Here is a 3368-nt window from a genome sequence, read left to right on the forward strand (position 1 = left end):
TTCGAGGTGCCGCTGAGCGCGTGGACGCGGACGCTGCCGTGGCGGCTGCCGCTGGTGCTGGGCACGGCGCTGATGGCGGTGGGCATCGCGGCCTCCGGGTCGTTCCCGTCGTTCGCGCTGCTGATCGCGAGCGTGGTGACCTGGACGATCGGCGAGATCCTGTTCTCCCCGGTGGTGGCGAGCGCCGCGGCGTCGCTGTCGCCGAGCGGGCGGGTCGGGCGGTACCAGGGGTACCTGGCGGCGGTGCAGTCGACGGCGTTCGCGCTGGGACCGGCGGTGGGCACGTACGTGGACGGGCGCGGCGCGCCGCTGCTGTGGGTCTCCTGCCTGGTGGCGGGCCTGCTGGCGGCGGTGGCGTTCACGGCCGCGCACAAGCCGCGCGGCGAGCGGGGCGCGGAGGGTGCGGGCGGCGCGACCGAGGGCTCGGAGCGGAGCAGCGGCGCGGCGGTCTGAGCGGTTGGAACGGGCACGGCGGTCGGAACGGGCACGGCGGTTGGAACGGGCATGACGGCCGGTTCGGGCGCGGCGGTCTGAGCGACTGGACCGGGCACGGCGACTGGACCGGGCACGGCGGCCGGTTCGGGCGCGGAGGTCCGGGAGCAGGACCGGGCGCGGCGGTGGGAGCCGGGCACGGCGGGGCGGCGCGAGGGGGCGCCGGTCCCGAGCGCGGTCGTCGCGGGGCGGCGGGCGCGCGGCGAGGATTCAGGGGAGGAACACCGGATGGGCGGGGAAGATCCCCGGATCGTGCTGGAGTGGCTGCGCGCGGCCACCACCGGCGGGGTGCACCGGGTGGAGCGGGGCGGGACGCGGTTCGCGCCGTGGAGCGAGGTGCTCGGCGACGTCGAGCGGGGCGCGGCGCACCTGCGGGAGCGCGGGATCGCGCCGAGGGCGCGGGTGGGCGTGCGCGGGGACAACAGCTACGAGTGGCTGGTGCTGGACCTGGCGCTGCTGGAGCTGGGCGCGGTCCCGGTGGCGATCCCGGTGCCGGACTTCAAGGGCCGCCCCAACTCCGAGGTGGCGCGGACCTACGGGCTGGTCGCGGTGTTCGCCGCCAAGGCCGCGCGCTCGGCCGACGACGGCCCTGCGGTGGCCCCGCTGGAGGACCTGCTGGAGCTGCCGGGGTTCACCCCGGACGCCGATCCCCCGGCCCCGCTGGGGAAGCGGCTGCCGGAGGACGACCGCGAGGTGTTCACGCTGGCGTTCTCCTCCGGCACCGCCGGGCGGGTCAAGTGCCTGCTGCTGGCGTGGCGCGGGGTCGAGGCGCTGGTGCGGGCGCAGGGCGCGGCGTACCCGATGACGCCCGAGGACCGGGTGCTGATCGCGCTGCCGCTGTCCACCTTCCAGCAGCGGTACCTGTGCTACCTGGCGATCCGCAACGCCTGCGGGATCGTGCTCACCACCGCGTCCCGGTTCCTGGCCGCGCTGGAGCAGGGGAGGCCGACGATCCTGCTGGGGCCGCCGAACTTCTACGAGTTCGCGCACAGCCGGTACGAGAAGCTGCCGCCGCACGAGCGCGAGGCGCTGGACCGGGCCGTCGAACCGGCCGACTCGCTGCCCCGCGAGGAGGCGCTGCGCCTGCGGCGCGAGGTGTTCCGCTCGTTCCACGACTCCTACGGCGGCCGGGCGCGGCTGATGCTGGTCGGGTCGGCCCCGGTGCGGCCGGAGATGCTGGAGTTCTTCGCCCGCGCGGGCTTCGAGCTGTACCAGATCTACGGCATGACCGAGATCGGCTACCTGACCTGGAACCTGCCGGGCGACAACCGGATCGGCTCGGTCGGCCGGGAGAACCAGCCCGGCAGCGTGCGGATCGCCCCGGACGGCGAGGTGCTGGTGACGCACGACGTGCACCTGTGCGTCGGCTACGAGGGCGAGGAGCCCGAGGACGTCGAGCAGGTGTTCCGCGGGCCGCGCACGATCGCGACCGGCGACCTCGGCGAGTTCGTCGACGGCCACCTGTTCCTCAAGGGGCGCAAGAAGAACGTGGTGATCACCAGCGGCGGTGAGAAGCTCCAGATCGAGGACCTGGAGTTCGACATCGCCAAGGCGGGCGGGGTCAACCGGGTCGCGCTGTACCCGGCGCCGGACGGCGACGGGTACGCCGCCGCCGTCTGGTACGACGGCGACCGGGAGGCCGCGCGGGACGCGGTGCGCCCCCGCATCGGACTGGTCAGCTCCCGCCTGGGGGCCGGGCGGCGGATCAGCCGCATCGCGCTGCGGCCCGGCGAGCTGACCCCGGAAAGCCCGCTGCTGAACCGGAACCTGAAGGTGAACCGGGACGCAGTGCGGGTGGCCACGTCGGCCGCCCTGGAACCGCTCGACGCGTGAACGGCCCGCGCCGCCGGGCCGCGAGAGGGACGGAGCACTCACCATGACCATCCAGAAGATCACCGAGGACGCCGCGGCCGAGCGGGTCGCGCTGGTGTGGGAGCGCGCGCTGAAGGTGTCGCCGGTCGCGCACGACGCGGACTTCCTGAGCCTGGGCGGGAACTCCCTGCTGCTGCTGTCCATCATCACCGAGGTCGAGGACGTGTTCGACGTCGAGCTGGACGTGGACGAGGTCGTGGAGGACCTGACCGTGGCGGGCATGGCGCGGGTGGTCGCCAGGACCGCCGGGTGACCGCGCTCGGGCACGACTGGACCGCGCTGGTCGACCCGGAGCTGGTCGACTCGGCGAGGGCCCAGCCGTACGTGTCGTTCACCGATCCGCTGAAGGCGCGGCGGAACTTCGCCCGCGCCTGCAAGCTGTCGCGGGCGCTGCTGCGCGGCGCGCCGGACCCGGTCGGGGTGGAGGTGGTCGACACCTCGTTCCCCGTGCCGGGTGCGGACGTCGGGCTGCGGGTCTACCGGCCCGCCACCGCCGCGACGCCGCCGGGGGTGCTGGTGTACTTCCACGGCGGGGCGTTCGTCGCGGGCGACCTGGACTCCGAGCACCACCGCTGCCTGGGGTTCGCGGCGGCCGGGGTCGCGGTGGTGTCGGTGGACTACCGGCGACCGCCGGAGCACCCGTTCCCGGTGCCGGGCGAGGACTGCTACGCGGCGGTCGAGTGGGTGGCGGGCGCGGCGGCCGGGCTGGGGTTCGCGCCGGAGCGGATCGCGGTGGGCGGCAGCAGCGCGGGCGCGACGCTGGCCGCGGCGGTGGCGCTGATGGCGCGCGACCGGGGTGGGCCGGAGCTGGCGCTCCAGGTGCTGCTGTACCCGGCGCTGGACGACCGGCTGGTGAGCGGGTCGATGCGGCGCTACCCGGAGACCTCGTCGTGGAAGGTCGCGGACAGCGCGCTGATGTGGCGGCACTACCTCGGCGACTCGCCGGAGGCGGCGACGTCGGAGTACGCGGTTCCCGCGCGGCGCGCGGACTTCACCGGGGTCGC

The 3368-nt window shown here is 75.2% G+C and carries 4 protein-coding genes; all 4 read left to right on the forward strand.

What is annotated here, in order from left to right:
* On the forward strand, positions 1–453 hold a 453-nt coding region (locus ACTUAL_RS31395; RefSeq protein ID WP_440902761.1), incomplete at its 5' end, for an MFS transporter.
* A 267-nt stretch (positions 454–720) separates the two neighbouring features.
* Positions 721–2325 carry an AMP-binding protein gene (locus ACTUAL_RS31400; RefSeq protein ID WP_440902762.1) on the forward strand — a complete coding sequence of 535 codons (1605 nt, stop codon included), beginning with the start codon at positions 721–723 and terminating at the stop codon, positions 2323–2325.
* Positions 2326–2368: 43 nt separating this feature from the next.
* Positions 2369–2617 carry a phosphopantetheine-binding protein gene (locus ACTUAL_RS31405; protein ID WP_096495660.1) on the forward strand — a complete coding sequence of 83 codons (249 nt, stop codon included), beginning with the start codon at positions 2369–2371 and terminating at the stop codon, positions 2615–2617.
* The coding region (locus ACTUAL_RS31410; protein WP_440902763.1) for an alpha/beta hydrolase fold domain-containing protein at positions 2614–3368 on the forward strand (755 nt) is incomplete at its 3' end. The genes ACTUAL_RS31405 and ACTUAL_RS31410, both read left to right, overlap by 4 nt.

The sequence above is a fragment of the Actinosynnema sp. genome, from assembly GCF_052038725.1.

Excerpts from the sequence above, each read along its gene's own strand:
- ACTUAL_RS31400 (WP_440902762.1), top strand. The coding sequence starts at position 721 with ATGGGCGGGGAAGATCCCCGGATCGTGCTGGAGTGGCTGCGCGCGGCC.
- ACTUAL_RS31405 (WP_096495660.1), top strand. The coding sequence starts at position 2,369 with ATGACCATCCAGAAGATCACCGAGGACGCCGCGGCCGAGCGGGTCGCG.